Below are 1,569 nucleotides of genomic sequence, written 5' to 3'. Positions count from 1 at the left end.
GGTTGACGCTCGAACAGTAATCTTGCAACAAGATCAGAGGATTGCAGTGGTCCATATTTGATAGCTATGTCATATCCTTCACCCACCAAACCGATATCGTTGTCGGTAAACTGGACATCTAATTCCACATTGGGATATAAACGCATGAATCCGCTACAGAGGTTAGCAATTAATTCTTGGCTAAAAGAGACCGGAATGGCTATCCGTAATGATCCTGATACATCATCATGGGTACTCTCGATAACAGCCTTGGCCGCTTCCACCTCATTGCGAATGGAATCACAGTGTTGATAAAAGAGTGCCCCGACTTGGGTAAGACTCAGGTTACGGGTGTCGCGTTGTAACAATCGCACGCCTAGTTGTTCTTCAAGCTGCGCGATTTTGCGACTTATGGTGGATTTTGGGTGGCCGGTTTCACGTGCAGCTTGGGAGAATCCCTTTGCTCTCACTACGGCTGCAAATAGCATCATACCGTTTAAATCTGGCATGTTTTTCCCACTGTCTCATATTTGGAACATAGCGTCTTATGCAGTTTAATGGCATTTGGCGGGATAACAAAGTTATATTTATTGGCTAAAAATTTTCAGAGGCTAAAGCAGAGGATCTTTTGATGACCAGCAATAATCAGCCCAAACACATGACTCAAGCCCAAACGCCCGATCCGCTTTTTTTACAGGCCGAGCATTTGGCAAAGGATTTTTCTCTGTTTCCAAAACACAGTAAACAGAGCTTATCAGAAGAAATTAAAGGTCTTTTAAATGAAGATGCCATTCAGGCAAATTTAAAAGATTTGGCATCGTTAGATGTTGACGGTTACGTCGCAAAAGTGATCCAACCGACCCAAGACAAAGGTCGTCCTGGTGCTAAACGTATCATTGCGGACCTAAAGGGGCGCTTGATTACCGAAACTCACTTGGGCTCTTTCTACAGTGCTGAGGTCGAGTTGAATTTCGGTTCTCGCACTCGTCGTATCGGCTTTATTGCTCAAGAGCGCACAACGGCTAACGGTGCATGGATGCCTGAGCATCATTATGCCGCCTGTAAAGCGATTCGTCATTTTGCCGAATTGTCTATGCCAATCGTCTATTTAATCGATACCCCTGGGGCCGATGCAGGCGAAGTGGCCAACAGCCAAAACCAAGCACATTCTATTTCTAAGGCGATTGCCGAGAGTGCCAACGTTGACGTACCGACAGTCGGTATCGTTATCGGTGCGGGTTACTCGGGTGGTGCGATTCCTTTAGCGGCGGCGAACATTTTGTTATCGCTGCGCGATGGTATTTTCAACACCATTCAACCTCAAGGTCTACAAAGTATCGCTCGTAAGTACAACCTGTCATGGCAGGAATGTGCTAAGTCTGTGGGCGTGTCTCCAGAAGAGCTTTACACCGCCGGTTGTATCGATGGCATTATCGATTTTTCTCCAGGTGACCGTGACGAGCGTCAGCACAATTTACGCCGCGCGATTATCAGTAGTATCGAAGCGGTTGAGCGCGCAGCAGTGAACTTTGTACGTGAATCTAAAGATTTACGTGAGCACTATGACCGCAGTTTAGCGCGTTTCCTTAA

2 protein-coding genes are annotated in these 1,569 nt (G+C 46.4%); one reads left to right on the top strand and one right to left on the bottom strand.

Translation table 11 applies throughout. The features are described 5' to 3' along the window. On the bottom strand, positions 1-488 hold a 488-nt coding region (locus M0413_RS22555), incomplete at its 3' end, for a LysR family transcriptional regulator (RefSeq protein WP_249555735.1). A 122-nt stretch (positions 489-610) separates the two neighbouring features. Between M0413_RS22555 and M0413_RS22550 the strand changes: the two genes are divergently transcribed. Next, on the top strand, positions 611-1,569 hold a 959-nt coding region (locus M0413_RS22550; RefSeq protein WP_283771996.1), incomplete at its 3' end, for a carboxyl transferase domain-containing protein.

Source organism: Shewanella sp. 8A, from assembly GCF_023475945.1.
Classification (GTDB): Bacteria; Pseudomonadota; Gammaproteobacteria; order Enterobacterales; family Shewanellaceae; genus Shewanella; species Shewanella xiamenensis.
This window is presented reverse-complemented; position numbering and strand designations above follow the sequence as displayed.